The sequence below is a fragment of the Niallia sp. genome (assembly GCF_031978665.1).
GTDB lineage: Bacteria > Bacillota > Bacilli > Bacillales > Cytobacillaceae > Niallia.
On the sequence record NZ_DALZDK010000021.1, the window covers coordinates 1 to 26973 of the forward strand.

At 34.9% G+C, this 26973-nt stretch carries 24 protein-coding genes; 8 read left to right on the forward strand and 16 right to left on the reverse strand.

The window, feature by feature from the left end; genetic code table 11:
* Positions 1-126 precede the first annotated feature (126 nt).
* Together RTL21_RS12680 and RTL21_RS12685 are read right to left on the reverse strand one after the other, a co-directional pair.
* Positions 127-1707 (reverse strand): peptide chain release factor 3, encoded by a 1581-nt coding sequence (locus RTL21_RS12680; protein WP_312096252.1) that lies wholly within the window; start codon positions 1705-1707, stop codon positions 127-129.
* A 172-nt stretch (positions 1708-1879) separates the two neighbouring features.
* Positions 1880-2593 (reverse strand): NAD-dependent protein deacylase, encoded by a 714-nt coding sequence (locus tag RTL21_RS12685; protein ID WP_312096253.1) that lies wholly within the window; start codon positions 2591-2593, stop codon positions 1880-1882.
* 200 nt (positions 2594-2793) lie between these two features.
* Between RTL21_RS12685 and RTL21_RS12690 the strand changes: the two genes are divergently transcribed.
* Positions 2794-3561, forward strand: a complete 768-nt coding sequence (locus RTL21_RS12690; protein ID WP_312096254.1) for a TatD family hydrolase — start codon at positions 2794-2796, stop codon at positions 3559-3561.
* Between the two features lie 67 nt (positions 3562-3628).
* On the opposite strand, the gene RTL21_RS12695 is transcribed toward RTL21_RS12690, so the two are convergent.
* From RTL21_RS12695 to RTL21_RS12705, 3 genes are all read right to left on the reverse strand, one after another.
* Positions 3629-3760, reverse strand: coding sequence for a YjcZ family sporulation protein (locus tag RTL21_RS12695; RefSeq protein WP_312096255.1), 132 nt, complete (start codon positions 3758-3760; stop codon positions 3629-3631).
* 39 nt (positions 3761-3799) lie between these two features.
* Complete coding sequence (locus tag RTL21_RS12700; protein ID WP_101177663.1) at positions 3800-3898, reverse strand: YjcZ family sporulation protein; 99 nt, start codon at positions 3896-3898, stop codon at positions 3800-3802.
* 230 nt (positions 3899-4128) lie between these two features.
* On the reverse strand, positions 4129-4671 hold the full coding sequence (locus RTL21_RS12705; protein WP_312096256.1) for a GbsR/MarR family transcriptional regulator: 543 nt from the start codon (positions 4669-4671) through the stop codon (positions 4129-4131).
* 329 nt (positions 4672-5000) lie between these two features.
* Here RTL21_RS12705 and proV point away from each other — a divergent pair, with 329 nt between their 5' ends.
* The 3 genes from proV to RTL21_RS12720 are packed head-to-tail and all read left to right on the forward strand — an operon-like array spanning position 5001 to position 7967.
* Positions 5001-6239, forward strand: coding sequence for a glycine betaine/L-proline ABC transporter ATP-binding protein ProV (gene proV / locus RTL21_RS12710; protein ID WP_312096257.1), 1239 nt, complete (start codon positions 5001-5003; stop codon positions 6237-6239).
* Positions 6239-7084: an ABC transporter permease gene (locus tag RTL21_RS12715; RefSeq protein ID WP_312096258.1), complete on the forward strand. Its 846-nt coding sequence runs from the start codon at positions 6239-6241 to the stop codon at positions 7082-7084. The genes proV and RTL21_RS12715 overlap by 1 nt, the downstream gene beginning before the upstream one ends.
* 1 nt (position 7085) lies before the next feature.
* The gene (locus RTL21_RS12720; protein ID WP_312096259.1) at positions 7086-7967 is read left to right on the forward strand and encodes a glycine betaine ABC transporter substrate-binding protein; all 882 of its coding nucleotides are present in this window, start codon (positions 7086-7088) and stop codon (positions 7965-7967) included.
* Positions 7968-8015: 48 nt separating this feature from the next.
* Here RTL21_RS12720 and RTL21_RS12725 read toward each other — a convergent pair whose 3' ends face one another.
* Complete coding sequence (locus tag RTL21_RS12725; RefSeq protein WP_312096260.1) at positions 8016-9530, reverse strand: flotillin lipid rafts scaffold protein FloT; 1515 nt, start codon at positions 9528-9530, stop codon at positions 8016-8018.
* Positions 9531-9557: 27 nt separating this feature from the next.
* Positions 9558-10079, reverse strand: coding sequence for an NfeD family membrane protein (locus RTL21_RS12730; protein ID WP_312096261.1), 522 nt, complete (start codon positions 10077-10079; stop codon positions 9558-9560).
* Between the two features lie 314 nt (positions 10080-10393).
* On the opposite strand from RTL21_RS12730, the gene RTL21_RS12735 reads away from it, so the two are divergent.
* Positions 10394-10708, forward strand: coding sequence for a hypothetical protein (locus tag RTL21_RS12735; RefSeq protein ID WP_312096262.1), 315 nt, complete (start codon positions 10394-10396; stop codon positions 10706-10708).
* 235 nt (positions 10709-10943) lie between these two features.
* Here the strand turns inward: RTL21_RS12735 and RTL21_RS12740 are convergent, their stop codons facing one another.
* The 5 genes from RTL21_RS12740 to RTL21_RS12760 all read right to left on the reverse strand — a co-directional run bounded on the left by RTL21_RS12740 (position 10944) and on the right by RTL21_RS12760 (position 15802).
* Positions 10944-11717 (reverse strand): Cof-type HAD-IIB family hydrolase, encoded by a 774-nt coding sequence (locus tag RTL21_RS12740; RefSeq protein WP_312096263.1) that lies wholly within the window; start codon positions 11715-11717, stop codon positions 10944-10946.
* Positions 11718-11734: 17 nt separating this feature from the next.
* Positions 11735-12523, reverse strand: a complete 789-nt coding sequence (locus RTL21_RS12745) for an ABC transporter ATP-binding protein (protein WP_312096264.1) — start codon at positions 12521-12523, stop codon at positions 11735-11737.
* Positions 12524-12806: 283 nt separating this feature from the next.
* The gene (locus tag RTL21_RS12750) at positions 12807-13073 is read right to left on the reverse strand and encodes a phosphocarrier protein HPr (protein ID WP_251627379.1); all 267 of its coding nucleotides are present in this window, start codon (positions 13071-13073) and stop codon (positions 12807-12809) included.
* Between the two features lie 139 nt (positions 13074-13212).
* The gene (locus RTL21_RS12755; RefSeq protein WP_312096265.1) at positions 13213-13956 is read right to left on the reverse strand and encodes a gamma-glutamyl-gamma-aminobutyrate hydrolase family protein; all 744 of its coding nucleotides are present in this window, start codon (positions 13954-13956) and stop codon (positions 13213-13215) included.
* A 289-nt stretch (positions 13957-14245) separates the two neighbouring features.
* The gene (locus tag RTL21_RS12760; RefSeq protein WP_312096266.1) at positions 14246-15802 is read right to left on the reverse strand and encodes a bifunctional metallophosphatase/5'-nucleotidase; all 1557 of its coding nucleotides are present in this window, start codon (positions 15800-15802) and stop codon (positions 14246-14248) included.
* Between the two features lie 267 nt (positions 15803-16069).
* Between RTL21_RS12760 and RTL21_RS12765 the strand changes: the two genes are divergently transcribed.
* Positions 16070-17032, forward strand: coding sequence for a D-2-hydroxyacid dehydrogenase (locus RTL21_RS12765; protein ID WP_312096267.1), 963 nt, complete (start codon positions 16070-16072; stop codon positions 17030-17032).
* Between the two features lie 64 nt (positions 17033-17096).
* On the opposite strand, the gene RTL21_RS12770 is transcribed toward RTL21_RS12765, so the two are convergent.
* The 3 genes from RTL21_RS12770 to RTL21_RS12780 form a co-directional block, all read right to left on the reverse strand.
* Positions 17097-17945, reverse strand: coding sequence for a metal ABC transporter permease (locus RTL21_RS12770; protein ID WP_312096268.1), 849 nt, complete (start codon positions 17943-17945; stop codon positions 17097-17099).
* A complete protein-coding gene (locus RTL21_RS12775) occupies positions 17882-18598 on the reverse strand; it encodes a metal ABC transporter ATP-binding protein (protein WP_312096269.1) in 717 nt (238 codons plus the stop codon). Before RTL21_RS12775 ends, RTL21_RS12770 begins: the two co-directional genes overlap by 64 nt.
* A gap of 798 nt (positions 18599-19396) precedes the next feature.
* Entirely contained in the window at positions 19397-20617 is a 1221-nt protein-coding gene (locus RTL21_RS12780; protein ID WP_312096270.1) for a coiled-coil domain-containing protein, read from the reverse strand.
* Between the two features lie 633 nt (positions 20618-21250).
* Here RTL21_RS12780 and RTL21_RS12785 point away from each other — a divergent pair.
* Positions 21251-22375 carry an NAD(P)/FAD-dependent oxidoreductase gene (locus RTL21_RS12785; RefSeq protein ID WP_312096271.1) on the forward strand — a complete coding sequence of 375 codons (1125 nt, stop codon included), beginning with the start codon at positions 21251-21253 and terminating at the stop codon, positions 22373-22375.
* 542 nt (positions 22376-22917) lie between these two features.
* Positions 22918-23691 (forward strand): septum site-determining protein MinD, encoded by a 774-nt coding sequence (minD, locus tag RTL21_RS12790; RefSeq protein WP_312096272.1) that lies wholly within the window; start codon positions 22918-22920, stop codon positions 23689-23691.
* 33 nt (positions 23692-23724) lie between these two features.
* Here minD and RTL21_RS12795 read toward each other — a convergent pair whose 3' ends face one another.
* Positions 23725-26709: an SH3 domain-containing protein gene (locus RTL21_RS12795; protein WP_312096273.1), complete on the reverse strand. Its 2985-nt coding sequence runs from the start codon at positions 26707-26709 to the stop codon at positions 23725-23727.
* Between the last annotated feature and the right edge of the window lie 264 nt (positions 26710-26973).

Consider the following 26973-nt stretch of genomic DNA (forward strand, 5'->3'; position numbering starts at 1 on the left):
ATAGCTTTAACAAAAATGATCTAGTTTAAACCATTATTTATTTTCACAGAAAAAAAGACTGTTCCCATAAAGGATCTCCCCTCAAAGAACTGGGAAATCCATTTGAAACAATCTCTTTACTATATATTATTCTTGCTCATCCATTGGATTAAATAATTTTACTTCTGGATTTTTATCTTGGAACCATCTTAAGGCAAAATCATTTTCAAATAAAAATGCTTTTTTGCCGAAGCGATCTTCCACTAATAAACTTCTACCACTAGATAGATTTTCATTTACTTCTTCATCCACTAACCAACGGGCAATTTTAGAACCTACATGTTCCATAATAACTTCCACATTGTACTCATTTCTCATGCGATGTTCAAACACTTCAAATTGTAGTTGACCAACAGCTCCAAGCAGATAATCTTCTGTTTTTACAGTCTTATACAATTGAATCGCACCTTCTTGAACGAGCTGCTGTATGCCTTTATGGAAATGCTTTTGTTTCATTACGTTCTTTGCAGTTACCTTAACAAAAAGCTCTGGTGTAAACTGTGGTAATTTTTCATATTGGAAGGCATTCTTGCTAACAGTTAGCGTGTCTCCAATTTGATAAAAACCTGGGTCATATAATCCAATAATATCTCCGCTAACCGCTTCATTAACAGTACTTCGATCATCTGCCATAAATTGAGTCGATTGGGCCAGTTTCACTTGTTTCCCAGTTCTTGGCAAGTTAACGGTCATTCCTCTTTCAAATTTTCCAGAACAAATTCGCAAGAATGCGATACGGTCACGGTGAGCCGGATTCATATTTGCTTGGATTTTAAAAATAAACCCTGAAAATTCCTCAGATAGAGGGTCAATCTCCCCAATCGTAGATTTTCTTGCTTGTGGAGATGGCGCAAATTGCAAATATGTTTCTAAGAATGTTTGTACGCCGAAGTTGCTTAAAGCACTTCCAAAAAATACAGGAGTTAAATCACCATTGTTAATTTTTTCTTCGGAGAATTCATTTCCAGCTTCATTTAAGAGCATAATTTCTTCTAATGTTTGATCATATAAGGAATCCCTTTTAATTGGATGGTCTCCTTCAATTTCGCCATCTTCATTTAGAGGAATATATTTTTCACTATCTTCTACACGGAACTGCTCAACTCGTTTATAAAAACGGTCATATATTCCTAAAAATTCTTTTCCCATTCCAATTGGCCAATTCATTGGATAGGACTCTATTCCCATTACCTCTTCCAATTCTGCAAGCAACTCAAGAGGTGCCTTCCCTTGACGATCCAATTTATTGATAAAGGTAAAGATAGGGATTCCTCTCATTTTACAAACCTTAAATAGCTTTAGTGTTTGTTCCTCTATCCCTTTCGCCGAATCGATAATCATGACAGCACTATCCACAGCTGTAAGCGTACGGTAGGTGTCCTCACTAAAATCTTGGTGTCCTGGTGTATCCAGAATATTTACTCGTGCATCCTGGTAATCAAATTGCATTACACTTGATGTAACGGAAATCCCTCTTTGCTTTTCTATCTCCATCCAGTCACTTGTTGCATATTTCCCTGTCTTCTTCCCTTTTACTGTTCCTGCATCGCGAATTGCGCCACCGAATAGTAATAGTTTTTCCGTTAATGTCGTTTTCCCGGCATCTGGATGGGAAATAATCGCAAAGGTGCGACGAGATAGTACATCCTGTTTAAAGTTCTTTGACATGTTACTTTCCTCTCTTTTTACGCTTTCAAATTTAGTCCATTCCCTTATATTATCTCGATATATCAAAGTTTGCAATGGGTTTAAATATTTTCTCCTCGTTTTATTTCGACTATTTTCTTCTATATTTTCTGGAAGCTCTGTATCTTATGTGCTCCCAGCAATCACGTTTATTCTAAAGCTTGAGATTTATTTCCTCTAAAACACTTCCGATTGCCTCATGAATGACGAAATCTGCTACCCCATCCATTTCTGTCGGCTCTTTATTCACAATAATTAACTTAGCTCCCGTTTCACCAGCAAGCAATGGAAATTGATTTGCTGGTGAAACCGATAAAGAAGAGCCTAATACTAAAAAAACATCTGAATTTATTGCAGCTTCCTCTGCCGCTGTAAAAGGCTGTTCTGGAAGCATTTCACCAAAGAGAACAATGGATGGTCTCAATACTCCTCCACAGCTACATGAGTAGTTTTCCTGGAGATATTCTTCACTAATATAGCTTTTTCCACATGCTTCACAATGGACTTTTTTTAATGTTCCATGCAACTCTGCAACTTTTTGATTGCCTGCTTCTTGATGAAAGCCATCAACATTTTGGGTAATAATTTGTTTTATAAGCCCCTTTCTTTCCCATTCGGCAAGAATATAATGCCCTTTATGCGGTTTAAATTCATGAATGCCCTGGACTCGTTTTCTATAAAATTCAATAAATTCCTGTAAATGATCATTTAAAGCATTAGTACTTGAAAGATATTGCTTTTGTTCTGCTGTCCATAATCCTCGATTAGCTGACCGAAAATCAGGCAGCCCACTCTCTGTTGACATTCCTGCCCCAGTAAATACAACTAAATAATTAGCAGACTTTATTAGCTGAACTAATGAATCCATCCCACATTCCCCCTAAGTTAGCATCTATTCTTACATTTTATCAAATGGTGGTACCTACTCAAAATGAAGGTTCTTATTTCGCTCACAAACTTGTTATATTCCTCTTCCTATATTCGGTTATAATAAAAGAGAACCTTTATCCATGTCGTGTTGCCATTCCCAATTTACCTTAACTATTTTCTATAAAAAAGGTGGTATAGATGAACCAAATAATAGATGCACATATTCATTTAGATCAATATAGTAGAGACGATATCATTCGATTTGCAACAGAAAACACATTACGATCTGCTATCTCTGTGTCGATGAATATAGAATCATGTATCAAAACAGAAACCTTGAGTCGAGAATTTGATTTTATTAAACCCAGTTATGGTTATCATCCAGAACAGCCAGTTCCTTCTGATGCTTCCTTATCCGATTTATTCACTTGGATTAACAAAAATCACAACAGCATGACTGCGATTGGCGAAGTTGGTTTGCCACATTTTATACGGAGACAGAATCCATCCTCTATTCCTATAGAACCTTATATTGAAATGCTGGAACAATTTATTGTATTAGCAAAAAAATTAGAAAAACCTGTTATACTACATTGTGTTTACGATGAAGCTGACCTTGCTATTCATTTACTTGAAAAACATAGCTTTTCAAATGCTCACTTCCACTGGTTCAAGGGAAGCCCAAAAACAATCGAACAGATGATAGCAAATGATTATTACATTTCCCTTACTCCTGATTTATTATATAAGGAAAAAACTCGGCAACTTGCAAAACAATACCCAATAGAAAATATAATGGTAGAAACGGATGGTCCTTGGCCATTCGAAGGACCTTATCTCCATCAGAAAACCGTTCCCACAATGATTCACGATACCATCTACACTTTATCAACATTGAAAAAATATAAAGTAACAGATATGTACGACCAACTTTTGAAAAACACGAAAAACTTTTACTCTATTTAATTCCATTTCTATAAATACATAAAAATGGAGACTGACTCATTGAATCAGCCTCCATCATTTCAACCTTTTACCATTTAAAGCAAGCTGCACCTACAATGATTAAAAGAATGAATAAAACAACGATTAAAGCGAAACCTCCGCCGTAACCAACGCCACCATAGCCATAGCTAGGATAACCACAACCACCATATCCGTACATTCTATTTCCTCCTTTTAATTTTCTATTTCGTTACGGATATTAAAATCCGCCGTAACCCCAAGAAGCACCAATAATCACCAATAAAATAAACAATACTACTAAAAGAGCGAAACCTCCGCCGTAACCAACTTCACCCATGAATAAAAACCTCCTTTTTTTGATTCCATATATCCTATTCAAGAATCTAAAATGTGCGATAGACAAATGCACATTTTTTAGGTTTTTTAACCAGATTTGTCTCTACTTTAATCCCTTTTCCCTCTAATCTAAAGAAAATTTCATCGTAATTTAGATTGTTTAAAATGCAAAAAAGTGTTCACCTATGAGGTTTTAATACACAACCTCATAGGTGAACACCCTTGACAACATTATTTATCTTCCACTTTTTTTGGCACTAAGTTAAAAATCTCATGTGATTCCAAACTATCTACAAAGCGATCAAGCCAATCATAATACTCTATGGCATAATGTAATTTTTCTAAATCATTTTTTGCATCTTTTATTACATCTTCTGAAATTCCGTCTTTATCTATTAACACTTTTAATTCATACATTGACTTTTCAATTGCAGAAACATTTTCAGCAATTGCCAATCTCCATTTAATCGTGAAAAAATCGATAAATGTCTGATACCAATCTTCTTCGGCTCTATACAAATCTTTTCGAACACCTTTTCGCCATACCTTATCCACCATTTTCAATTCAAGCAATGTTCGAACAGATGTACTCATACTAGTTTTACTCATCCCTAGCTCTTCTTTCATTTCATCAAGAGTCATTGGATTTTGTTGAAATAATAGCATTCCATATAATCTGCCGATTGATTCTGTTACACCATAAAGGTCCATGTTTTGAGCTACAGAATCAATTACTCTTTCACGAGCAATATTTAACTGCTCTCTATCCGTCATTTATCATTCACATCCATATTTTATGTTTTACTTATTCATTGTAATGATGATCATTTCAATAATCAAGATGAACTATAATGATTAAACTAATAATTAATTATCTTTTTATAGATTAACATGAATAAGAAAAAAGTAAAGAAGCGTTCGTTATAGGAAATAGTAGCATATGGGCGTAATATTAAGAATATGGCCACTACAATTCGTTCAGTTTTTACTGTACGTTCAGAATGAATGTTTTTAACTGATTATACAGTTTGTAATGTCCCCACGTTCCTTTTATACTAAATAAGGGCTCAGTTTAGAGCGGTTAGAATTAAAGAGGTGAAAAAATGGAAAGTAAAGCAAAATTAAAAGTCGAAAACGTGACAAAGATTTTCGGAAAAAACACGAAAAAAGCCATTCAATTATTAAATAATGGTGAATCAAAAAAAGATATTCTAAAAAAAACGGGAGCTACAGTCGGGGTCAATAAAGCAAGTTTTGAAGTAAACCCTGGAGAAATATTTGTTATTATGGGGCTTTCAGGTAGTGGTAAATCAACATTAGTTCGTATGTTTAACCGTCTGATTGATCCTACCATTGGGAATATATATATTGATGGAAAAGATATTGTGCGTATGTCAAAAGAAGATTTACGCAAGGTTCGAAGAGAAAAAATAAGTATGGTCTTCCAAAAATTCGCATTGCTTCCCCATCGAACAATCCTAGAAAATGCTGAATTTGGCTTAGAAATTCAAGGTGTAGATAAAGCTACTCGAAAAGAGCGAGCACTTGAATCACTTAAGCTAGTAGGATTATCAGGCTATGAAAACCAATATCCAGACCAATTAAGTGGTGGAATGCAACAAAGAGTCGGACTTGCTCGTGCGTTGGCAAATGATCCAGATATCCTTTTAATGGATGAAGCATTTAGTGCACTCGATCCTTTAATTCGTAAAGATATGCAGGACGAGTTGTTAGACTTGCAATCAAATATGGAAAAAACAATCATCTTTATTACACATGATTTAGATGAAGCTTTACGAATTGGTGATCGTATCGCACTTATGAAGGATGGTTCCATTGTACAAGTTGGAACACCTGAAGAAATTTTAATGAATCCTTCAAACGATTATGTAGAACGATTTGTAGAAGATGTTGATTTATCAAAAGTATTAACAGCAAATCACATTATGAAACGTGCAGAGGCAGTAAATATAGAAAAAGGTCCTCGTGTTGCATTACAAATGATGAAGAAGCTCGGAATTTCAAGTATCTATGTTGTAAATAAGCGAAGAGAGCTTCTTGGAGCTATTACTGCTGATGATGCACGTATAGCGAGCGAAAAAAATGAAGGCATTGAAACCATTTTACAAAAAGATGTTATTACTGTAACTGGTGATACATTATTATCTGACCTATTCGATAAGGTTTCAACTGCTATCATTCCAGTAGCTGTTATTGATGAACAAAATAGATTAAAAGGAATTCTAGTAAGAGGTGCAGTTATTGGAGCACTCGCTGGTAATAATGATCTTATTAACACTCCCGAAGCGGAAGAAACCGTATCAGTTGGGGGGAATGCTTAATGAATAATCTATTCCCAAAGTTGCCTGTTGCAGATTGGATCGATTCTTTTGTCGACTGGCTTACAACTACTTTTGAAGTGTTATTTGATGGAATTACAGCAGTACTAGAATTTGCAGTTAATACTTTAGTAGCTTTCTTTGGATTTATTCCTCCTATTCTATTAATTATTTTATTAGCATTATTAGCTTGGAAATTAGCGAATAAGAAGATTGCACTATTTACACTTATAGGCTTACTACTCGTTGATAATTTAGGCTATTGGGAACCAATGATTGATACATTAGCCCTTGTTCTTTCTGCCGTATTTATCTCGATAATAATTGGTATTCCACTAGGTATTTGGGCTTCTCAAAACAGCACCGTTCGCAATATTGTTATCCCAATTTTAGACTTTATGCAAACAATGCCAGCCTTTGTCTATCTTATTCCTGCTATCTTCTTCTTTAGCATCGGGGTAGTTCCAGGAGTTGTCGCTTCCGTTATTTTTTCAATGCCACCTACTATACGCTTAACGATTCTTGGAATTCAACAGGTTCCAAGCGATATTACAGAAGCAACAGAAAGTTTCGGTAGTACGACTTCTCAAAAATTAATGAAGGTTCAATTACCACTTGCAATGCCAACAATATTGGCTGGTATTAATCAAAGTATTATGCTTGCGCTATCGATGGTAGTTATTGCTGCAATGGTTGGTGCACCAGGTTTAGGTGCAGATGTTTATCGTGCTGTAACCCAGATTCAAATCGGTCGTGGGTTTGAAGCAGGTATATCCATTGTAGTGCTTGCAATCATTTTAGATAGAATTACCCAAAATGTGGGCACAAAAAAAAAGGGGGCAAAATAATATGAAAAAAATGACAAGCTTACTAGGAGCAATCACGCTTACTCTAGGGTTAGCTGCCTGTGGTTCCGACAGTGCAGATAACGAAAATGCCACTGTTGGCGAAAAAGTAGATTATGAAATAATCGGAATCGATCCTGGAGCTGGATTGATGAAAGCAACTACCCAAGCAATTAGTGATTATGAATTAAGTGACTGGGAGTTAGTAGAAGGATCAAGTGCAGCTATGACTGCTGCTCTCAAAAAGGCCTATGATAAAGAAGAGCCAATAATTGTGACCGGTTGGACTCCACACTGGATGTTCGCTGCGTATGATTTGAAATATTTAGAAGATCCTAAAGGCTCTTTTGGCGAAGATGAAAACATTCATTCCATAGCACGTAATGGGCTAAAAGAAGACATGCCAGAAGCATATGAAGTATTAGATAATTTCCATTGGACAACAGAAGATATGGGAGTTGTCATGATGGATATTTACGAAGGAGAAGATCCTGAAAAAGCAGCGGAAAGCTGGGTGGAAGACAACGCTGATAAAGTAAGCGAATGGACTAACGGTGTTAATAGCGTCGATGGTGACAAAATTAAAATCGGCTATGTTGCATGGGATAGTGAAATTGCAAGTACAAATGTTGTCGGCAAAGTATTAAGTGATTTAGGCTATGATGTAACATTAAGTCAAGTAGAAGCAGGTCCAATGTGGACTGGTGTTGCTGACGGCAGCTTAGATGCACATATTGCCGGCTGGTTACCAATTACACATGAAGACTATGCAAGTAAATTCGAAGGGCAATTCGAAGATCTAGGAGCTAACCTAGAAGGAACCAAATTAGGATTAGTTGTACCAAGCTATATGGATATCGATTCCATTGAAGATTTGAAAGAATAACAGTATAACGAAAAGGGTCAGATTTTTAATCTGACCCTTTTTCTTTCTTTATTCAGATTTATTGCTTAAATTATCATTCAATTCATTAATACTCTGACGAATATTCCCTTTACCGGATAAATTCTCAAGCAGTTCTTTTACATCGATTCCTGCTGAAGCCTTTAAAGATTCTTGCATCGTCGACATTAAGTTCGTAGCATAGCCAGTTACTTTATTTGCTCCTCCATTACTGCCATCACTTCCTGTATCCACCACCGTGATCTTATCGATGTTAGCTAATGGACTAGCCACTTGTTTTGCATATTCAGGTAACATGTCAAGCACCATATCCAATATCGCCGCTTGGCCGTATTGCGCATATGCTTCGGCAATTTTGCGTTTTGCTTCGGCTTCTGCCAATCCTTTTAAGCGAATAATTTCTGCTTCTGTTTCCCCTTTTGCTTTCTCCGCTTCCGCTTTTGCTAATCCGTCTACACGTACTTTTTCTGCCTCTGCTTTTGCTTGTGACTCAATACGGTATTGATTAGCGTCTGCTTCAGCAATCTCGCGGCGTTTATTTGCCTCAGCTGCCTGTTCCATTGCATAGCGATCTGCGTCTGCTTTCTTTTTAACCTCTGAATCATACTGCTTTTCTCTTCTTAAAATTTCTTTTTCTTCTAATTCAATTTGTTTCTGTCTTTCAATGATCTTAATTTGCATTTCTTGTTCTGTAACTTCTTGTTTAGAACGAGCACTTTCTAGATCATATGCTTGGTCAGCTCGTGCTTTCGCAATATCTTGATCTCTTCTGTAATCGGCAATTTTCATTTGATTTTCTTTTTCTGCTTCGGCAATTTCCGTAGCTCTTTCTAATTCAGCCTTTTTAGCTTCCTTATCGGCTTCGGCCTTTTTGATTCTTGTTTCTTTATCTGCTTCGGCAGTAGCAATATCTGCATCTCGTTTCACTTGCGCAATTCGCGGCTTACCAAGAGATTCCAAATATCCATTTTTATCTCTTACATCTTTAATCGTAAAAGACACAATGATTAGACCCATTTTAGCCAAATCATGCGATGCGACTCTTTGCACTTCTTGTGAAAACTTATCTCTATTTTTATAAATTTCTTCCACTGTCATACTACCAAGAATAGAACGTAAATGTCCTTCTAGTACTTCTCTTGCTTCGTTTTCACGATCCTGTTTTGTTTTACCTAAAAACTGTTCTGCAGCTGTAGCGATTTCGCCAATAGAACCACCAATTTTAATAATTGCTGTACCATCAGCCATAACAGGAACACCTTGCTCTGTGTATACCTCTGGTGTAGAAACATCTAATTTACTAGATAGTAAGCTTAATGGCTCTGATTGTTGAAAAACTGGGAGAATAAATGCCCCTCCCCCTCTAATAATCTTAATTTTATTACCCGATTCATCTACATGAACATTTTTTGACCCTAAATAACTTCCTGTTACAATGAGTGCCTCATCAGGTCCTGCTGTTTTATACTTAGCCATGAAAATGCTAATAAGTGCAATTAGTAAGAAAGCTACAATTCCTATTACAATCCAAATTTCTATCGCCATCCATTTTTCCTCCTCTAATATGCTTTTCTATATGCCGTCATTACGAACTACATAAGCAACATTCTCTCTAATCTCTACTACAACCGTTTCCTCACCAAATTCAATTTCCTCATTATAAAAGCTTGCTGCGGTCTTTGGGATATTTCCACTAATACTCTCAATTAAAATTTCTCCATAGCCATCTTTCGGAATTGCTGTAATGACTTTGCCAATTCTGCCTTTTAATGATTCATCATTGTAAACCAACGATTCCTCTGCATTGGCAAGAGGGATAAACACAAAAAAGTGTAAACAGCTTGAAATAATAAGTGCAATTACTGCTGAAATGGATAGAATAATAACGCTATTGATAGTAGAATACTTCTCCATCAAATACCCGCTTGCTGATAATATCGTAAAAAAGGCAAGGATTAAAGTGGGATTTAATACACCAGCATCGCCACCAAATAAATCTGATAGTAATAAGGTTAAAATAACACATATTCCCGAACCAATTAAAACCGTTAAATAAATGGAGGGAAGATCAAAACCGAATATTTCCATAAACATCATTCACTTTCCATTTTTTATTTTTCTATGTACTCACCAAATCATTCCCCCTTCATTTTATTTCTTACCAAATATACGGTTCAAAATTAAAAAGGTTTCAGGAATCTTTTAAATAATCTAAAAGCGAAAAAATTTATTAGCTAAGTCTTCAAAGAAGAAAAACTGCCTTCCGTTGAATTTTTCGTCATCTTTATGTTTTTGTTTCATATCATAATTTAAAGGGAATTTCGTATATATCAACCTATTATTGTATATGTCATTGTTACCGTTTGAGCAATAAATCTTAATGAAAAGGTGATATTGTGGAGGCGCATATGAAACGCACAGAAAAACATGATGAAAAGAAAAATAGTATTGGCAAAAAAATTATCTATTTTTTAGGCACTATCTTGCTTCTTACCACCATGTTTGGAGGCTATATTTTTTCAGATAAATATTTTGCTAGTGAGCCTAAAACAGGAAAAGAAGAATTTGGAGAAAAAGTCGTTATCACTTTGCCAAATGGTAAAAAAGTCTATACCTATGAAAACCTAGTCGTAAAAGAAGACGGCAAACTACTATATAAAGGGGAACGCAATACCATTGATTTATCAGGTGGGGTTGTTGTGTATGAAGAATGGAAGGATTAACCCTAACTTTATTTTATAAATAGAGAATTCAATATGTGAAAGTCTTACTGCAAGTTCATACCGAATGGCTGTTTTATAGAATTTGTTGCTATTACCCACAGCCTAAATAATTTATATTTTCTATTGAATAACATTATTCTTTGAGAAAACAACCTATAAATAAAGTAAAGCTGTCAAAAACTACTTAACATATGTTTTTTGACAGCTTTTTTCTATGTATATTGTATTTCTAAAATTAAATTAGGCCAATTTTTTGCAATCCATAAGATAGGCCACCTTCATTTACATGTTTTGTGACCATTTTCGCGAATGGTTTAACGTCTTCATGTGCATTTCCCATAGCTATCCCCATGCCTACATACGATAGCATTTCTTTATCATTTAATCCGTCTCCAAACGCCACCGCTTCTTTTGGATCGATAGCTAGTATTTTTAAAATTTCCGCTATCCCCGCTGCTTTTGATCCACCTGTTGGAATAACATCCATTGATAAAGGATGCCAACGCACAAAATGTATATTTGAAAAGGTTTCTTCATATATTCTTTCTTCTTTTTCCACACAGAAAAGCAAGCATTGATAGATATCCGCTTCCTTCCAATAATCTTTTCTATAGGAAGGTTCATTTAATTTTAATGACTGAAAGGCTTCAATGATATGGGCATGCTCTTGATGATTTGCACAGCATTCCTTACTTCCTTGAAAAACTAACGGATGATTATTTTTCAATGCAAGATGCTCTAATTCCTCTAGTGTCTCAAGCTGAATTGGTTTTTTATAAATTTCCTCTCCCTTATGCATTACATAAGAGCCATTAAAAGAAACATAGGATGATAAACCTAGCTCTGTTAAAATGTCAGAAAAGAAATAAGGTGCTCTTCCAGTCGCTAAGACGATAGGAATATTCTGTTTCTTTAATTCATTAATTGCCAATTTTGCATCCTCAGGTATTTTTTTGTCCTCATTTACTAATGTTCCATCAATATCAATAAATACAATTTTATAAGCCACTATTTATTCTCCTTTGTCTATTTTTCGATCAATGAGTTCTTTCTAGCCAATAGCGGCCGTTCATTATTCCAAATTACTTCAACTGGTAACGAAAAAAAGCTACTCAAATTCTGGCTTGTTAATATTTCCTTTGTATAGCCTGAAGAAAATTCCTCTCCTTTTTTCAAAAGAAAAGAGTGGGAAAACACCGGTAATATCTCTTCTACATGATGCGTAACATAGATGATGCTGCTCTCCTCGCTTACTAACTTGGAAATGGTGTCCAATAATTGTTCCCTTGCTAAAAAATCTAATCCGGTTGCTGGTTCGTCTAATATAATTAACTCTGGATTTAGCATTAATGCTCTTCCAATAAGGACCCTTTGTCTCTCACCTTGAGATAAACTATTATATGGTCTGTCAGCATAATCCAAGCTTCCTAACTTCTTCATGATATCAATTGCTCGATTTCTAATTTCTGTTGTCGGCGACTCATATAAACCAATCGATGCATAGGCTCCACTAAGCACAATTTCAAAGGCACTGTCTGATTCATATAAATTTTGTTGCAGTCTATTTGATACTAGTCCAATTCTTCTTCTAAGTGCTCCCCCTAGCTCAGATTTCCCGAACACTTTTCCTAATACTTCCATCTTACCAACGGTTGGATGATAATAGGCACAAATCATGTTTAACAAAGCTGTCTTTCCAGCACCGTTCAGTCCATATAGAATCCAATTCTCACCTTGGTTAATCTCCCAATTAATATGTTGTAGAATCCACTTTCCATTTCGTTTTAAGCCAACATCTTCTAATTTTACGATCATGCCAATCCTCCTATTCACTATTATTTTACTAAATATTCACATAATATGTACAGTGAGAATAATGAAACAAAGAGAATCACTCGGATATTAGAACCAAAACAGCAGCTAGAAAATATGCTTTTCCATCAGTTAAAAAAGGCATAAAAAAATCTGACTTTTGAATCTACACGATCAATAGTCAGATCTTCATTTAGTTAACAATAAAATGTAACCGCTTTAATTTCATCTTAAAAAAAATAAAGGAGAGCGACCCTCGTTTAAGAGGGTCATTGATACATAAAGGTTAACCAACTAATCCTTCTTTTTTAAGGACAGTTTCTACACCTTCTACTGCTTCTACTTCATCTTCTCCAGTAGCAGAAATAGTAATTTCTCCACCTTTTGGTACACCTAGTGACATTACGCCCATAATAGACTTTAAGTTCACAGATTTTCCTTTGAAAGAGATTTGCATATCAGATTTGTATTTACTAGCAGTGCTTACTAATAATGTTGCTGGTCTTGCATGAATCCCAGTTTCATCAATTACCGTAAATGTTTTTTCGCTCATTTGTTATGCCTCCTAAGAAAAAATTGTCTTACCTTATTATTTTAGCTGATTTTAGGAGTTAATACTAACTTTTTTTTCATCTTTTTCCGTTTTACGATTCTCCTATGTCTTTCATTGCTTGAATCTTGTTTTCATGACTTCATTTATGTACCATGTTAGTCTTTTCTATTTTTACACTTTTTATAAATTCGGCAAATATTCGATTCATTTTTTCATTAGTTGACGCCATTGATTCAGGATGCCATTGAACTCCCAACAAAAAATTCCGATAGCTTTTATGCTCAACCGCTTCAATTATGCCATCCTTGCTAGTTGCAACCACTTCTAATTCATCAGCTACAATATCAATAGCTTGGTGATGAAGACTATTAACCCTTGTTTTCGTTTCGCCAATAATAGCTGCTAATTTACTATTTTCTTTTATAGATACGAAATGCGTATCCCAGCTTCTATTCACGGATTGAGTATGTTTAATACTCTCATTCACTTGTGAAGGAATGTCTTGGATTAGTGTTCCTCCTAAAGCAACATTCAATATTTGAATTCCTCTACATATTGCAAGTATCGGTTTATTTGTCTCCATCGCTCTTTCAATAACTTTTAATTCTACTTTATCCCGCAGAAGAATTGTTTCCCCTATATTTTGATGTGGATCTGCTCCAAACAAGATAGGATCAATATCTTCTCCCCCACTTAAAATGACAGCATCACAAAGATCCACCATTTCTATTGCTAGATCTTCCTCCACAAATGGAAGAATAATCGGCAATCCCCCATTTGCTGCAATTGATTTTTGATAGTCATGATGGACATAGGTACCTTCCATAAATTTATTTTTAAAAATATAAGCACCTGTTATCCCTATTATCGGTTTGCTCAACATTTTCCATCCCCTGACATTGCTTAATTTTTTTAATATTAACAATATTAAAAAGGAAATAGATGAACTTGTCAATGAACTTTTTGAGAAGCAAAATAGAAAAAATCAGCTATTTTAGCTAGACCTATCCTGATCTAGTCATAATAGCTGACTCTTTCTTCCTACTAGTCTTGTTTCATGCATTAAGGTTGTTTTCGTATAGTTTGTTACTAGAAGTGAGAGCAGCTTTAATAAATATTTTCCCTATTAAAAAAACACAATTTATTAGAAAGCAGTAATTTATGCAATAAACTCACCAAATGACTTTCCAGTTATGATTACAAGTTGCAGGAACTATTTTTCTCTCCATTATATAATTAGCGATCAATTCAGAAGCGTCAAATTGAATTTCTCGAACAACTGGCTTATTTTTAAACATAAAGAAATCACCGCCACCACCTGCCCGATAGTTATTCATTACTACTTCATAAATAGCTTCTTCGTTTATTGGCTTCCCTTCAAAATCTAACTGAATGACTCTACTTCCTTTTGGTTTTGTTAGATCAAGGGTATACTCAATTCCTTCCCACATATCATAGTTATAATGCTGTGGTTTTGGATAAATAAAGGATGGATTAACGATTGGTTCGCCTTCGTCATTTAGAGCAAAGTATTTAGCACTTTTCTCCAGTGCTTCACGAATGTCTTTTCCAGTTAAAGCAAGCACTTTGAATGTATTAGGATAAATATAATTGGAAACAATGTCTCTCATTGTTACATTTGGATGAAATCCAGGCGATTCATTATTAAAGAGTGCCGTATTACTGATTTTCACCTTTGCAGCTTCCATTTGCACTTTATTAATAAATTCGATAAGTGGACTGTCCGCTAAGCGAATTTTCATTGGATCTTTTACCAGCATGTCCCCATCAATATGACCTATGGGCGTATCTAACCATTTTTGTGTACTTTCTTCATATTCTTTGACCAGAAGGAGGATTTCCTCGTTTGCTTCCACATCTGCTACAGATAATAATGCGGAATTTTTCTCGATTACTTCTCCTTTTCCATCTAATATTAATGTTATTTTCCCTACAAACTTCCCATTATTGCTTGGTTGAATAATTTCTGTTCCATTTATATTTCCAGTCAATTCTCTATGCTGATGACCTGTTAATAGGACATCTACTCCGTCAATTTGTTTACAAATGGTATATCCTTGATTCTCTCTAGTTAGTACTTCTGTCGGCTCTCCTGTTTCGGGATCCCGTTCAAAGCCTCCGTGATAAGAGATGACGAGAACATCTGGCTGTTCTTCCTTTTTTATATGTTCTACCCATTCCTTTGCACTATCAAATGCGTCATTAAATTGAAGCCCTTCAATATTCTTCGGATTTTCCCAATTAGGAATATAGTGAGTTGTCACGCCTAGGATGGCAATCTTAAACCCATTTATTTTTTTAATCAAATAAGGTATACCTAAAAATGGCTTACTTGTTTTTTCTTCTACAATATTGGCACAAAGCCAAGGAAAATTCGATTCCTCTACTGCTCCTTTTAAAATATCTAAACCGTAATTAAATTCATGGTTGCCAATAACAGCTGCATCGTATTTTAATTTATTTAATATCGTTATCATCGGATTTTGTTTATCTGCTAAAAAATTTACATAATGATACGTTAAGGGTGTGCCCTGAATTAAATCGCCATTGTCTATTACAACCGTATTCGGATTCTTTGCTCTTTCATTTTCTATAATGGAAGCAATTCTTCCTAGGCCAACAGCCGTCGGCGCATTATTGCCATAATTCAATGGAAATATATTTCCATGTATATCACTCGTTAATAAAATAGTTATTTCTGTATTCAAGATTTCATCTCCTGTTACTAAAATTCATCTTTTTTAAATTCCTTATTATCCGTTTACGTTCTCATTAATAGCAATTTCATTATAGCAAGTTCAACCTTCAATAACTACTTATTATTCTTAACATGCTTTTTCCTGCTCCACTAACTCAGAATATATAAAGCATATAGCAAACAAGGAGTATACCCAATAAACAAAATAGTTTCAATTATCATTTAATTTGATACAATAGTAATAATAAGACCTAATATAAAGGAGTGTTCCCTCTATATGAATAGCAGAAAATTATTAATTACCCATCCCCTCCATTCTTCACTTTTGGAAAAAATCCAATCCACATTCTCTGATTGGAAGATCATTCATGCATTAACAAAGGATGACTGGAAAGAGCATTTGATTGATTCCGAAATCATCGTTGGCTGGAAAAGCAGTTTTGATTTAGAAAGCATTATTCAAAATGACCAGCTCAAATGGATCCAAACATGGAGTGCAGGTGTAAATTCCCTTCCATTAGATCAATTAAGTAAAAAGAATATTTATATTACAAGCGCAAATGGCGTACATAGCTATCCTATTTCCGAAACGATTTTCGCACTCCTACTAGGATTAACAAGAAATATTCATACATATGTTCGAAATCAGCAAACAAAAAAATGGGATGGAACAGATATTAAATTAGAAGCCCATAAGAAAACAATTGGCATTATCGGTGTCGGAGCCATTGGGCTAGAAACTGCTAAAATTGCGAAAGCATTTGGCATGCATGTCATCGGTGTACGAAACTCCCGTAAAGCGACTGACTATGTGGATGAATTATACACTTCCGATCAGCTGAATGAAGTACTTCCAATCTGTGATTATGTTGTCGTTACTCTTCCATTAACAGATGATACATACCATCTATTTCAAAAAGAGCAATTTCAGCAAATGAAAAAGTCTGCATTTTTTATTAACATTGGTCGTGGAGAAATCGTGAAAGAGAATGATTTAATTGATGCCTTAACAAGTGGGGAAATCTTAGGTGCAGGATTAGACGTTTTTGAAACAGAACCTTTACATCAATCTAGCCCATTATGGGATTTAGAAAATGTCATTATTACTCCTCATACTTCTGGTTCAACAGAACATTACAGCAGTAGAGTAATCGAAGAAATATTCCTGCTGAATGCCAATCACTATTTAAAGGAAGAAACATTGCCGTTAAATTTAGTAGACTACCAAAAAGGTTATTAACTACCAAAATAGATGCGGAAACAAAAAAGAGGAGCTTGCTTTAGGAAGCAAGGACTCCTCTTTTTCATCCTACATTCTTATAATTTTTCTGGCTTGATGCACGCCGAATCATCATATAAACCTTTTGACTTAAGAAACCTACTAGGAGAATAACCACTAATAATAACGTAATCGTTGCTCCAGGAGGAGTTCCTAAATGATAAGATGAAAACAGACCAGTAAAAATACTAACTGCTGCTACTAAAACAGCAACGATAAACACCCATTTAAAACCTTTTACTAATTTAATGGAAAAAGCAGAAGGTAAAACTAACAAAGCTGAAACTAATAATACACCAATAGTAGGAATAATAACAGAAATTGCAATACCTGTTAAAATACTAAAAGCAATCGATAGTATACTTGTATTTATACCACTAGTTGTAGCAGTATCTTGATCAAAGGTCATAATATACATTTGTCTAGTAAAGAAAACAAAAAATAATAGAATAATTCCAGTAACAATTGCTAATACATTTACTTGCTGCTCGCTGATTGTAATAATACTCCCAAATAAATACTGATCCATGCTTGTCGTCATTCCGCCACTTGATAGGCTCATGAGAAATAAAGCGAATGATAATCCAGCAGCCATTAAAATGGCAATCGACACTTCAGAATAAGTATGATATGCACGTCTCATATACTCAATCCCTATCGCCCCAGCTATTACAACAAGTAAACTGGAAACTGTCACATTCGTTTGAAAGAAAAATCCAATTGCGACACCCGCTAATGAGATATGGGACAAAGTATCTGCCATTAACGCCTGTCTTCTTAGGACTAAATAAATCCCAATGATTGGGGCGATTATTGCAATGAGCCCACCTGCCCAAAATGCTCTTTGCATGAATTCAAGCTCAAACATCTCCATCCACCTTTTTCTCCTTTCTCTATATGAATGATCTTATCTAAGTAATCTTCTACTTCATCTTGATCATGTGTTACCATAACAACCGTTCTATTGTGTTCATTCACCTGATGCTTCATAAATTCATAAAATCCTTTTCTACTATCCGCATCCATTCCTGTTGTCGGTTCATCCAAAACAAGTAAATCCGGTTCTGACGCTAGTATCCTCGCAATTACAATCTTTTGTTTTTGCCCACCAGATAACTCCCCAATTTTCTTATTTCGATATTCCCACATTCCAACCATTTCTAATGCTTTCTTCACTGCCTCATGATCTACTTCCTTCAGCCTTTCATACCATTTTTTACGCTGATATCTACCTGAACGGACAAGCTCTATCACTGTACTTGGGAAGCCTACATTAAAGGAAGAAATTTGTTGTGGGACATAACCCACTGTTAGTTTTTTGCCATTGGCATTAAGCTTGCTGATTTTCACACTACCTGACCAAGGTTTTAGTAATCCTAACAATAACTTTAAAAGGGTAGATTTACTGGCACCATTTGGACCCGTAATCCCAACAAACTCACCACTTTCTAATTCAAAAGAAACATCTTCAAGAGAAGCAATATGCTCATACCCAAAAGTAACATTTGATACTGTCGCTAGTTTCATAGCAATTACTCCTTTCCATTTGTTATTCTTGCTTTCCATGTTCTCTAACATTTATACAAAAAACGATCAATCACAACCGTATTTCTCGGAGAGATGGTGATATGTTACTATCTCTCCCTTTCATAGAAAGGAGCCTTATCTGCTTCCATTTCTATACTAACTTTGTTAATCTACTTCCTAATTTATAAAATATACATTTTATCTTTCATAATTTTTGCTATTCTCCTGATGCATATACTCGATTTACTGATATATTGAGTTCTTTCCTTCTTCATTTTGGAGAGCTTAACCATTTCGTATTCATTACGATTTACAGTGTGAATGTAAAATCTAATTAGTCTGTTTATAAGATAAATCTTGATTGCTTAACCTCTCGAACCTTTTCCCTTTTTTATTTCTATTATACATGACACTTAATAATAGACTTTTCCTACTAAAGTGTCAATATAAATCCAAACGATTCCGATTAAAAATTTTATTATAAATTCGTTGATTGGTCAAGAAATTCGCCTTTTTAAGAGATATTCTCTACGTTTCTTCATTAATATAGTCAATTTGAATGACCAATAAACATATTATAGCTACTTTATACAGAAAGCTAATTTCACACTCGTTTTTACTAACTACTATAAAAAACAATTTTATTAGAAAACATCCAACAATAAAATTCCTAAAACCACACATAAATACCAGTCAGCAATGCATATATTTTATATAATCGGGTATAAAATATAGAAACAGAATAAAAGCATTACTAGCTAAATTAAACTAGTAATGCTTTCCTTAAAAACTACTATATTAGAATCGAACAACTCTACCATTAAATACAGATTTCCAATATCCGCTATCCATAGATGCTATTGCAACACCAGTAGAACTCTGTGAACCAATAAATTTGCCACCACCAACATAGATTCCTACATGTCCGTCTGTTTTGTATGTGTTAAAGAAAACTAAATCTCCTGGTTGCATATCACTAGTTGATACTTGAGTTCCTGAGTTTTTCAAGGCATCAGTACTTGCAGGAATGCTGTATCCAGCCTGTGAATAAGCCCAACTAACAAATCCAGAACAATCAAACAGTCCATTTGCTACATCAGAAGCTGTTCTCCCGCCACCAAATTTATAAGTAGAATTACCAATATATTTATATCCAGCAGTAATAGCTTTTGATTTTCCACCACTTGCTTTCGCACTTGAACTCTTACTAGCATTTTCACTAGTTCCAACGGTAGAAGCAACTAATTGATTTAAGCTATCTTGTTCTTTTTGTTGAATCATTTTCTTAATCTCTGGCTCAACTGTTTGTAAAGAACCGTATTTTTGTTCTAATTCAACTTTACGTTGTTTATTTTCAGTTTCTTTTGCTTTTAAATCTGTTTTTGCTTGTTCATTTTTCTTCTGTTGCTCTAGATTTTGCTTTTGCATTTCTTCAAGATCTAACTTCGTATTATTTAATTCATCGTACTTATCTTTTACTTCATTTTGCTTCGTCTCTAAATCTTTTTTATCTTTTTCATTGCTTGCGATTAAGTCTTGATCAGCTTCCATAATAGTTGCTACTGCACCTACACGGTCAACAAATTCTTTAAAGCTAGCAGCACCAAATAATACTTCAATATAATCAACACTTCCACCATTTTCTTGGAAAGTACGTGCTCTTTCTTTTAATACATCATTACGCTTTTCAATTCTATCTTCTATTTCTTTGATTTTTTTCTCAAGAGAAGCAATTTCTTTCTCCATTGTTTTCATCTTAGCTTTTGTTTCGTCAATAAGGCTTTGATTTTCCTCAATTGCTTTATCAACTCTATTAATTTGTGCTTCTAATTTCTTCAGTTCTTCTTGTGTTTCTACAATCTTAATTTGAGCGTCAGAAATTTGGCTTTGCAAAGATTGCTGTTGTTCCGTAACGCTAGTTGATTGAATTGCATGAGCATTTATTCCTGGGATGGCTAAGCTAGTGCCTAATCCTAGTAATATCGTCGTATTTAGTACCACTAGTTTCTTTTTAAACATTTCCATTTTCCCCCTGCACATTATCTAATGTAGAATTCTTCTAATATATTTATCTATGTATTTTCTGTATGTTTATGGATGTAATGGTAGAGAGACTCTTATAATATAGTATTCTCTACTCTTTAAATCAAACAAAAACCCTGTTTTCGACGAAAGTTCTTTATATAAAACATCTTTCGCCACAAATAGAAGTATACCATCATAATTTGACATTTAAGTAATAGGAATATTACAGTTATGTTTCAAATGTCATTTTTCTTCGATTGTTCACAATTTTTTCAAACTTTTTACCTATATATTCCTCTAAAAAATGGTATTAACAATATAATATTGAAAAAACGAACCGTTCTTTATAAAAGTATCTTATCATTTTACACCGACATTTTTCAACATTTCTCGCATCCCTCCCTTTTAAGACTTGTAAAATTAAATCCTTTTGTTTACGCTCTTGCTTAACTAACACCTTTCTTCCCTCTTATCCTGAGTATGCAATTTTGTTTAAAAAACTATATGGTATATTATAAATAGCTTTTTATTGGCTGATTTCTATAAGAATGCTGCTATTTTAAATAGAAAGTTCAACAAACCGTTTGCAGTCATTCTTTATTTAATAGTGAAGGATTTGATAAATACATGAAGAGAGTAATAGTAGTTGGCGGAGGAATACTTGGAGCCTCTATCACATTTGAATTAGCAAAACGTGGAGCCGAAGTTATTGTTATTGATAGAGAGGATAGAGGACAGGCTACCAAAGCAGCGGCAGGAATCATTTGTCCATGGAATTCACAACGCAGAAACAAAAAGTGGTATCTATTAGCTAGAGAAGGTGCGAAATACTATCCAACCCTTGTTAAAGATTTACATAGCTACGGTCAAATAAATACAGGCTATAAAAAAGTTGGAGCCCTTAGCCTCCATTCAGATGAAACAAAATTAGAAGCAATGAAAGAGAGAACATTAAAGCGAAAAGTAGATGCCCCAGAAATTGGCGATGTAAACATCCTTACCTCGTCAGAAGCTAGCTCATTATTCCCATTATTAGCTCCAGGATACGGTGCCTTACATATTAGTGGAGCGGCAAGAGTAAATGGATGGGCATTACGGAACGCTCTTATAGAAGCTAGTAAGCAATTAGGTGCTACCTTTATCCAATCAACTAGTACACTTATAAAGGAAAAGGATACAATAAAAGGGGTTAAACTTAGTGACAACACAACCATTTATGCAGATGAAGTAGTTATCGCGGCTGGTGTTTGGGCGAATGAATTACTGGAACCACTGCAATTATCTTTTGACGTGAAAGCTCAGAAAGGACAGATACTACACATAAAGTTACAAAATGTTCACTGTTCAGATTGGCCAGTTGTCATGCCTCCACATGACCAGTATTTATTAACATTGGAAAATAACAATATTGTTATAGGGGCAACACATGAAAATACGCCTGGGTTATCTGCCGATATTACCATTGCCGGAATAAAAGAGATTATCGATAAAGCATTACTCTTTGCTCCAGGATTGGCAGATGGCATTTGGAGTGAAGCAAAAGTTGGCTTTCGTCCATTTACAAATGATTTTCTTCCTGTATTCGGAAGACTAAAGCAATATGATCGATTAACGATTGCTAATGGTTTAGGTGCATCCGGCTTAACGATGGGCCCATTTATCGGACAACAACTCGCACAACTTCTTCTTGAGTCTGAATGTGATATCGATTTCGCTCCATACTCTATTGATAGTACCATCCAAGAAATATAAATTTTGCTAAAACAAAAATTCCCTTTATTTATAGTTGAGCTATTAATAATATCCGATTCATTTTAACAAGAGGACCCTTGACTTTCTTTGGCAAAGTCAAGGGTCCTTTCATATTGAATGCTTTATTTTGTCTAATAACACTATTTTTCAAGCATACAAAATAGGTACATTTACTTAAGGTTTTTCTTCCTTTGATAATCGCAAATTCCCTTTACCTCATGAAAAGATTAGTATTACTCCATCTTTTTCAATAAATCCCAGTCAGGCGAAGAAACAATAGAATAGATAGTAATTTCTGCATATGGCTCTTCTACAATATTCATATTAAAATTGTCCCTATTACGTTCATTTTCAGTCTATTGACTGTTTATTTCAATTGACGCTTAGAAAAATTTTACGTTTTACATAAAAAGGAATCTTCAATCAGTGATTTTCATTCCTTCACTGATTGATAGAAAACCAAACAAGCTTACTGGTGAAGTTTACTACCCGTTAATCCGGGATTAATCATTAGGCTTTTTACATTTTAGGGGGATTAGAAAATGAGTCGAATTATCACGATTACTTCTGGCAAAGGAGGAGTTGGAAAAACTACCATTACTGCAAATATTGGTACGGCTCTTGCATTAAAAGGCTATAAAGTATGCTTAATTGATGCAGACTTTGGTTTGCGAAACCTTGATGTTCCACTAGGATTATCTAATCGAATCATTCTCGATATTTCCGATTATTCGCAAAAGCTATGTTCTTTTAATCATGTCTTGGTTAGACACCGTTCAATGAAGAATCTTCATTTAGTGCCTGGCACTAAAAAACAACTATCAGAGATGGATACAGTATCGTTTATGGAGATGCTTAAAGAAATTAATCCACTTTATGATTATATATTAATTGATTCTCCTTCAGGATTGGAAAGCGGATTTTTTCATGCATTAAATGGAGCTGATGAGGCAATTATTGTAACAACACCTGACAAAACTGCATTACAGGATGCAGACAGGGTAATTGGTATACTGGAGTCACAAAATAATCATCACGTATCTCTGCTTGTAAATCATTATAAAAACAACCAAGAAGTAGAAGATATATCACAATTATTAAATATAGCTTTTCTAGGAGCCATTCCTGCTGATATAAATATTATTTCTGCTAATCATAAAGGTAATCCAATTGCGCTAAACCCTACTTTACAATCTGGGGTGATGTTTAGAAAGATTGCAAACAATCTTTCCAAACACCATTATAACCAGAGATTTGATTTACCTTCTTATAACCAAAACCTTTTTACACACAATAAATTAAAGCTATCTTTTTAAAAATATATACTGATGATTGAAATCATGGGTTTCTTACTTAGAGATTACTTGATATGTTGGAATTTCATAGTTTAATGTATAAGAGCTTATTAAACTATATAAATTATAGATTTGATTCACTTGTTTAGTTGCCCAGCCAATATCTGAAGCATACTGATGCGTTGCTGTGCCTGTTTTCTCAGCAGCATCAGGATTCCATCTCATTTTATATAATGTATCCTGTCCAGCATTGACATACCCTTGAGCAATAAATTTCGCACCACCTATAATGGCAGCTTCCGGTGTAAACCAGCCTGCGTTATAGGCATATTGGGCACCACTTGAAATGGCAGATCCATCATAAGCACCAATACCATACATGTTATAAACTTTTTTACCATTAATCTCAACACCGTTTGCCAAAGTAGAAGTTCCATTCCCAGTCTCTAAAAGAGCATGCGAAATCAAATAGAGTTCATTCACCCCATAAGCATTAGCGGCAGTTACAAAAGCAGATGCTTTTCCTGCTAAAATCCCTTTTCCAGCTAATATCTTTTTGTCTACTTCCTCATCATCCACATTTGCCTTTGCAGACAATTTTAGGAATTGCAGAGATTGAGTGTCACTATTTATAAAATTATTTGGGTTAAGATAATAAGCAGTGTCTTCTTTGCTAGCACTCACCCATGCTTGTGAATAATCCACTTTATACCAGTAGTAACCATCTGTTCCTTTTACTTTGGAAACAATCGTTAATACTTGTCCACTAGTCAAGGTACTAACAACCGAATAATCAGTTCCAGCCCCTCCCCGTAATCTCCAGCCATTACCGAGGACTGTTGCTTTTGTTGAATCAGCTGTTTTGAATGCAATCGCATCTTCTCGAATGTATGTATCATACTTTTTGTCAGTTTGCGGATTAACACTCAATTGAATATCCGTCATGTCCTCTATTGTAAGATTGTAATTCACATAACTTTTATTAATCGTTGCATTAGTGGTTCCATTTCCTTTTGCGGATAAATACTCTGTGCTTACGTATCCTTCTAGATTATTTACTTTCACTTTGGACCAACCATTTTCTTCTGACTGTACAATTACTACTGTTCCAGCTGGAAGCTTACTGACAATTGTGCCACTTGTAGATGGTGTAGATCTCATATTTAAGCTAGATCCCGCTTGAACGTTAACGATTTTTTCTATTACTGCTGGTGTTTCTTCTGGCTTTGTTTCTTCCGTTTGGTCTGTTCCCTTTTCTGGACTAGAAATGCTCGTTAAGTACTCGCTACTTACATAGCCTTCTACCTTATCTGTCTTGATTTGGGACCAGCCATTTTTTTCAGACAATACGGTTACCACTGTTCCTGCAGTGAGTTTCCCTTTGATTGCACCACTTGTAGATGCTGTCGATCTCACATTTAAACTAGATCCTGCTTGAACATTGACTTTCTTTTCTACCGTTGGTGTTTTCTCTGGCTGGTTTTCTTCGGTTTTACCTGTTTGGTCTGTTCCCTTTTCTGGACTAGAAATGCTCGTTAAGTACTTGCTACTTACATAGCCTTCTACCTTATTCGTCTTGATTTGGGACCAGCCATTTTTTTCAGACAATACGGTTACTACTGTTCCTGCAGTAAGCTTCCCTTTGATTGCACCACTTGTAGATGCTGTCGATCTCACATTTAAACTAGATCCTGCTTGAACATTGACTTTCTTTTCTACCGTTGGTGTTTTCTCTGGCTGTTTTTCTTCGGTTTTGCCTGTTTGGTCTGTTCCTTTTTCTGGACTAGAAATGCTCGTTAAGTATTCGCTACTTACATAGCCTTCTATCTTATCCGTCTTGATTTGGGACCAGCCATTTTTTTCAGATAATACGGTTACTACTGTTCCTGCAGTGAGCTTCCCTTTGATTGCACCACTTGTAGATGCTGTCGATCTCACATTTAGATTAGAACCAGTTTGGACATTCACTTTTTTCATTGTAACTGCCGGCGACTTGTCCGTATTACTTTGTCCGCTATCTTTATCGGTTACTTTATTTGAAGAAGCATTATCTGTAATCTGCTTATCAGACAAATAAGTACTACTTACATAGCCTGTCTTCCCAGATACTGTTACTTTATCCCAACCGTTTGCACTTGAAAGAACAGTAACCTTCGTTCCTCTAGAAAGCTTCGATACAATTGAACTATTTGTATTTGCTTCCTTTCTTACATTTAACGAAGAATTTTTAGCTACATTTACATATTTCGCTGTTGTTTTAACACTTGTGTCTTTACTGGTACTTGTGCTTGGTTTTTTGGTATTTGACGTACTACTTGTTGACTTCTCTGCTGCTAAATACTGTGTCGCTACATATCCTTGTTTTCCATACACTTCTACCTTTGACCAACCATTTGATTCCGAATAAACTGTTACTGGCACATCTTTTGCCAATTTAACAATGATAGAACCTGAATTAGATGGGCTATTTCTTAAGTTCAAACTTGAACCAGTATTTACATTTACATATTTCGTTACTTTTTTTTGTTGGTTTGTTATATTGGTTGTTTTCTTTTCCTCTGTTTGCTCGGCCTTTATGTATTCAGATGCTACATATCCATCTTTTCCATTTACCTTAATTTTTGCCCAGCCATTTGATTCAGAAACCACTTCAACCTTTGTGTTATTTTTTAGCTTTGTTACCACATTCGCTTTAGTGGATGCTGTTTCTCTGACGTTTAATGTGGAAGAAGGGTTAATGGAAACATATTTTATCGAACTTACTTGCTTTGTTGTTAAATAAGTTGATGATACATAACCAGTCTTTCCATTCACATCCACTTTTGACCAGCCCTTTGTTTCTGAAAGGACATTTACTTTCGCTCCAGCATTTAAAGTGGTTACAATATTTGTATTTTCTGATGGACCGACCCTTACATTTAATACCGATCCCTTATTAACCTCTACATATTTAATGTTGGAAGCAGCGTGAGCCTCTTCCATGAAAAGTGGAGAAGATAATGCTGCTAGAAATATTCCAGGTACTACTACTTTTTTCACACTATATACCTCCTAGATCTATTATCTTGATTCATTATTAGGTATCTTTAAACTATCATCCTATTACTACCTATTGCTATTACCCTATTATGTATTCTTTAATACCTATGATATTATCTATTATTCTACTAGTATATAATCCTATAGTCACGTTTTTTTATTGTTTTTAAATACAACAGGACAAAAGTTTTACACAATTACAAAATATGTCCATTATCTCTAATTCAAAAGTTGCTTTTTGAATTAGGAATTTATCTTTTAAGA

Excerpts from the sequence above, each read along its gene's own strand:
- RTL21_RS12680 (WP_312096252.1), bottom strand. The coding sequence starts at position 1,707 with ATGTCAAAGAACTTTAAACAGGATGTACTATCTCGTCGCACCTTTGCG.
- RTL21_RS12685 (WP_312096253.1), bottom strand. The coding sequence starts at position 2,593 with ATGGATTCATTAGTTCAGCTAATAAAGTCTGCTAATTATTTAGTTGTA.
- RTL21_RS12690 (WP_312096254.1), top strand. The coding sequence starts at position 2,794 with ATGAACCAAATAATAGATGCACATATTCATTTAGATCAATATAGTAGA.
- RTL21_RS12695 (WP_312096255.1), bottom strand. The coding sequence starts at position 3,760 with ATGTACGGATATGGTGGTTGTGGTTATCCTAGCTATGGCTATGGTGGC.
- RTL21_RS12700 (WP_101177663.1), bottom strand. The coding sequence starts at position 3,898 with ATGGGTGAAGTTGGTTACGGCGGAGGTTTCGCTCTTTTAGTAGTATTG.
- RTL21_RS12705 (WP_312096256.1), bottom strand. The coding sequence starts at position 4,671 with ATGACGGATAGAGAGCAGTTAAATATTGCTCGTGAAAGAGTAATTGAT.
- proV (WP_312096257.1), top strand. The coding sequence starts at position 5,001 with ATGGAAAGTAAAGCAAAATTAAAAGTCGAAAACGTGACAAAGATTTTC.
- RTL21_RS12715 (WP_312096258.1), top strand. The coding sequence starts at position 6,239 with ATGAATAATCTATTCCCAAAGTTGCCTGTTGCAGATTGGATCGATTCT.
- RTL21_RS12720 (WP_312096259.1), top strand. The coding sequence starts at position 7,086 with ATGAAAAAAATGACAAGCTTACTAGGAGCAATCACGCTTACTCTAGGG.
- RTL21_RS12725 (WP_312096260.1), bottom strand. The coding sequence starts at position 9,530 with ATGGCGATAGAAATTTGGATTGTAATAGGAATTGTAGCTTTCTTACTA.
- RTL21_RS12730 (WP_312096261.1), bottom strand. The coding sequence starts at position 10,079 with ATGTTTATGGAAATATTCGGTTTTGATCTTCCCTCCATTTATTTAACG.
- RTL21_RS12735 (WP_312096262.1), top strand. The coding sequence starts at position 10,394 with ATGAAACGCACAGAAAAACATGATGAAAAGAAAAATAGTATTGGCAAA.
- RTL21_RS12745 (WP_312096264.1), bottom strand. The coding sequence starts at position 12,523 with ATGATCGTAAAATTAGAAGATGTTGGCTTAAAACGAAATGGAAAGTGG.
- RTL21_RS12750 (WP_251627379.1), bottom strand. The coding sequence starts at position 13,073 with ATGAGCGAAAAAACATTTACGGTAATTGATGAAACTGGGATTCATGCA.
- RTL21_RS12755 (WP_312096265.1), bottom strand. The coding sequence starts at position 13,956 with ATGTTGAGCAAACCGATAATAGGGATAACAGGTGCTTATATTTTTAAA.
- RTL21_RS12765 (WP_312096267.1), top strand. The coding sequence starts at position 16,070 with ATGAATAGCAGAAAATTATTAATTACCCATCCCCTCCATTCTTCACTT.
- RTL21_RS12770 (WP_312096268.1), bottom strand. The coding sequence starts at position 17,945 with ATGGAGATGTTTGAGCTTGAATTCATGCAAAGAGCATTTTGGGCAGGT.
- RTL21_RS12775 (WP_312096269.1), bottom strand. The coding sequence starts at position 18,598 with ATGAAACTAGCGACAGTATCAAATGTTACTTTTGGGTATGAGCATATT.
- RTL21_RS12780 (WP_312096270.1), bottom strand. The coding sequence starts at position 20,617 with ATGTTTAAAAAGAAACTAGTGGTACTAAATACGACGATATTACTAGGA.
- RTL21_RS12785 (WP_312096271.1), top strand. The coding sequence starts at position 21,251 with ATGAAGAGAGTAATAGTAGTTGGCGGAGGAATACTTGGAGCCTCTATC.
- minD (WP_312096272.1), top strand. The coding sequence starts at position 22,918 with ATGAGTCGAATTATCACGATTACTTCTGGCAAAGGAGGAGTTGGAAAA.